Annotated in this window: 4 protein-coding genes; 1 reads left to right on the top strand and 3 read right to left on the bottom strand. The window is 50.1% G+C overall.

Translation table 11 applies throughout. The features are described from left to right. Window positions 1–284: 284 nt before the first annotated feature. The 3 genes from N4G42_RS25135 to N4G42_RS25125 all read right to left on the bottom strand — a co-directional run bounded on the left by N4G42_RS25135 (window position 285) and on the right by N4G42_RS25125 (window position 1,547). Window positions 285–581 carry an H-NS family nucleoid-associated regulatory protein gene (locus N4G42_RS25135; RefSeq protein WP_133246256.1) on the bottom strand — a complete coding sequence of 99 codons (297 nt, stop codon included), beginning with the start codon at window positions 579–581 and terminating at the stop codon, window positions 285–287. A gap of 44 nt (window positions 582–625) precedes the next feature. Beyond that, window positions 626–1,255, bottom strand: coding sequence for a hypothetical protein (locus tag N4G42_RS25130; protein WP_260669131.1), 630 nt, complete (start codon window positions 1,253–1,255; stop codon window positions 626–628). Window positions 1,256–1,319: 64 nt separating this feature from the next. After that, window positions 1,320–1,547, bottom strand: a complete 228-nt coding sequence (locus tag N4G42_RS25125) for a hypothetical protein (RefSeq protein WP_133246254.1) — start codon at window positions 1,545–1,547, stop codon at window positions 1,320–1,322. 307 nt (window positions 1,548–1,854) lie between these two features. Between N4G42_RS25125 and N4G42_RS25120 the strand changes: the two genes are divergently transcribed. Next, on the top strand, window positions 1,855–3,945 hold the full coding sequence (locus N4G42_RS25120; RefSeq protein ID WP_260669130.1) for a S8 family peptidase: 2,091 nt from the start codon (window positions 1,855–1,857) through the stop codon (window positions 3,943–3,945). The last annotated feature ends 17 nt before the right edge of the window (window positions 3,946–3,962 follow it).

Raw genomic sequence — 3,962 nt, 5'->3', positions numbered from 1 at the left:
CCGGGTGGGAATTCAGGAGGCACAACCTTCTTGCACCTCGGAGACAAGTCTAGAAATCAGGCACCCACATGCCGCTGACCGCAGCATTACAGTTTTGACAGCACCGTGTCTAAGCGTAGCCACGCAGGGTTACAAAGGCCTATGCAGCACAGCCTTCCACAGAGAGGCGCCTTCCCGATGGCGATTCGCGCAAGTCCGTCTCTCATCAAGTCATGCCCGACTAGGGGTGATCTCGGTTTTCTGGCAAAAGCAGAAAGTTTTGAACAAAATAATTTCTAAATCAACTACTTAGAAGTTTTCCCCAACGCCGCGCCAACCTGAAAGTCTTCAAGCGTTTTGCCGAGCGCAAGCGCTTCACTCAACCAGGTGGGACGTCGCCCGCGCCCGCCCCACGTGTTGCCATTTGCGTCCCGATACAAGGCAGTGGTCGTCTCCGTGTTGTCCCCGTCGAACAAATCCTCTGGTTCCAATCCAAATCGAGCAATGGCCTGCTTTATCAGCGGGATGATCTCCTCCGCTGCACTTGCCTCGGTCATTGCGTCTTCAAGCCGCCTCTTCATCTGAGCAAGTGTCTTTGGCAATGCAAACTCCTATTGCTATGTGAAGTGACGCGCCAGCACATGCTTCACAGATCTTGCGACAACGCTTCCACCAGTCGCTCCTGAAGCTGAACATCTGCTGCTGTTGCGTCTGCTCTTGGGATTACCGCCCATTGAGAGCACTGAACAGACATCTTCCTTACCTCCGATGTCGCCAAGCATGACAGCCGGAAGACTGTCCCAATGATTTTTCGGCTTTTCTCGGCATAAATACGCTGCCAGAGGTTTGAGTGTTTGTCGCTGAAATCCTGCAGCAGGCGCACCAGCCCCCTTTTTAACTCGGTATCGTCTTTCGCAACGAGAAGCTCTCCCTTGGGATTGAGTATCTTTGACACGTCCATCGCAATGATGCCCCGATGGCCTGACCCAATCTCTGCATTAAAAGTATCCTGAAGTTGCGAGCAGGCTTTGCGCAGATTGCGCTCCAGCGCATGTTCAGTTGTCACGCGCTTACATTCAACCCAGATCTTGCGTCCCTCAATCTTGATTCCGGTGTCGCTGCGCGCATTCAAGATCGCCTCCACGCGGCGAGCCGGCCGATGGGCCATTGCAGCTACCGTGGCTTCGAACAAGTAGTTGCGTGCGGCGGTGGTTTTGGGGGTTTCATTGGCTGCATTGATCGGGCCATTGACGGCCTTTTTCAGCTTCTCTGTCACGGAAATCAGTTGCAGTGGCGCAACCCCTTGCAAGGCCTGATGGATTCTTGTGAACTCTACGATTTCAAGCAGTGAACTCACAAAGTCTGGGAACGCTTGATCCGCTATCCTCGATAGAAGCGGTGAGGTACGCATCCTTCCAGTAGCCAATGACCTTTTCAAAGTTGGAAGTGCGTCCAACCTGCAGGTCAATCCCCAGATCGGTCATCCACTTCATCGCTGCCAAATACTCTTGATGAATGTTCGAAAAAGAATTCGAGGGGATCATCTTTGAGAACGTGTTTTTATCCATGAATGCCAATTCCCGGCTGTTGAAGGCTCTCAGTTGCTGCGATACAAACCCAGCTCACTGATCTTCTGGCGATTGTCCGCGACGTAGAGCGCCTTTGCACGGATCTGCCCAAGCCACGGCCTTGGCCTCAAGTCCACTCAATCCTGATCGGGCGCTGGCACTTACGCGCAGGGTGCGAACAAGGAACACCTGCAAAGTAGCCTCGTGAACTCGCTCATTTAAAACTTGCCATCCCAGGATCGGCAGCTACGATTTTCGTAGACCACAAACTTCTCTGGAGCGATAGATGCGACACCTGCTATCTGTGATGTCAGCCATTGCACTAACTTTTGGCATGGGAATGTTGCAAGCGGCGACTGTTGATCCTGATAGCCTGAAGCGGATGAGAGATGCGGTGAATGAGGAAGGCGAGGTACGAGTGATGATCACCCTACGCCATCAGAAACTTGAAAAATTATCGCAAGAGCAAAAAAATGATAACTTAAAAAAAGATGCAAATGCCATACGTGCGTTAAAGGCGGAATTAGGAATCGCAGCATTTACAGAAGGTAGTTGGGAGAGCGAGAGTGGGCAGATCGGGATGTATATAAAAGCAGCAGGCATTAGCATCCTTCAAAACAGTCAGAATGCACTGGCCTTTACAATAGATCCCACTGACAAATCGCGCATTACTGCTATGGACCTGGATGGCAGCCTTACAGCCCTCCGGAAAGTTTTGCGCACTAGATCAGAGGTAGATGCCGAAATAATTCTTGACACTCAGAGTGCGAAGTATCAACTATTGCAAGATGGCTCGACACGCATAACAAATGTTGGCGAAGTGATCATTGAGGCCAATTCCCTGATTGAGAAAATCCGGGAAAATTTGCAAAAATCAGGCCACTCCGAATCTACCCTGATATTAGACAATGCGCTACCAATAAAAATAACGACCTCTATTAACAAGAAAAAGCTACTCCTCCTGCAGAATCATCCTGATGTGCGAGGAATTCGGCCTATCGGCTATCAAGATCCTCGGACCACCTACTGGTCTGCAGGAGCATCCGATATAGCCGAAAAAGAGGGGCAGGTAGAGGTGAGTATTTCGTTGCGCGGTGGGTTACTTTTCTCTCCTGATTTAAATTGGAATTCCCGTGGAGGAAAAAATCAGGCAATGGCAAATCGAGAAGCCATGACAAAAATTCTTGCTGATGCCAATATAAAAATGCCACAAAGCGATCCTGTCGGGGATTCGATTGGGTCGTTTCAGATGATTCTTACCAAGGACCAGCTGTCTAGACTCCGCGCAAAAAATGATCCGCGAATTTTGGAGTTGCGTGAAAACCGCCCACTGGGTGTGTCGCAACTACAAAGGAGCATGCCGACTATTAACATGCCTGTTGCATGGGCTTCTGGAAATAAGGGGAGTGGTGTAGCGATTGCCGTGTTAGATGACGGCATTCGAAAAACTCACGAGATGTTTCTCTTTAACGGCACTACGAAAGTGGTCGGCGAAGATTGTTTTGGATCAAACTCCGGAGGCTTTAAGTCTATATGTCCGAACAAGGATTTGTTCGGTGATAGCCCAGCGGGGACGCCAAATGCGGGTGAGCCAAACAGTGATCTCATCGGATGCCAGCTGATTGATCAGCAGCGGTGCGGGCATGGTACGCTAATGGCTTCGGTTGCTGCGGGTCGCGCATCACCGAACGTGGCCAGCGGAATATTGCAAGGGGTTGCGCCAGACGCCCAACTCATTTCGATAAATATTTTCTCATATGATCGCATCAATAATAAAAAAACATATTATTTGAACGACTTGGAAAAAGGGCTCTCGTCGGTGCTTCTGAGGGCCGGCGGGACTACGCCCACCTCGCCTGCAGCACTGGTTGTCAATCTGAGTATCGGCACCGTTGCCAGTTACCCGTCCGACTGCGATGCCAATGTCAGCATCGCCATCAGAAATCTTATTCGACAACTTAGGACCGCAGGCGTCCCTGTTATTGCATCAACAGGAAATTACCAGATTCAAACTGCGCTTTCGCATCCTGCTTGTAGTGAATACTCAATAAAAGCTGCTTCTGTGCTGAACGATGAAATTGGATATACGCTCGCAACAAAGTCGAATATCGCGGCTTTAAGTCAGTATACGTATCCAATTTTTTTGGCGCCTGGTGGAGACGAAAATACTATTGGTGTCAATGGAGCAGGACGCGTTTCAGATACCGATTTGCTTGCAGGCTGGGGCACATCTCTCGCTGCAGCTCAAATCTCTGGGTTTGCAGCCGTCTACAAGAGTATGAATCCCACTCATAGCGTCGATCAGTTCATCGCTTGGGTAAATTCGACCGGAAGTGTCCCTGTCAGCAGCTTAATTGCCAGCGGTGTACAAAGTTGGCGCAGAATTGCATTCCCGTGAAAGTTCGCTGGTTTTTA

The sequence above is a fragment of the Acidovorax sp. K2F genome (genome assembly GCF_025246485.1).
Lineage (GTDB): Bacteria > Pseudomonadota > Gammaproteobacteria > Burkholderiales > Burkholderiaceae_C > Acidovorax > Acidovorax delafieldii.
Note: the sequence above shows the minus strand (reverse complement) of the source record. Positions and strands in the feature narration are given on the sequence as shown.

What these genes read in the sequence shown, in the direction of transcription:
- N4G42_RS25125 (WP_133246254.1), bottom strand. Translation starts at nt 1,547, where the DNA reads ATGGATAAAAACACGTTCTCAAAGATGATCCCCTCGAATTCTTTTTCG.
- N4G42_RS25120 (WP_260669130.1), top strand. Translation starts at nt 1,855, where the DNA reads ATGTCAGCCATTGCACTAACTTTTGGCATGGGAATGTTGCAAGCGGCG.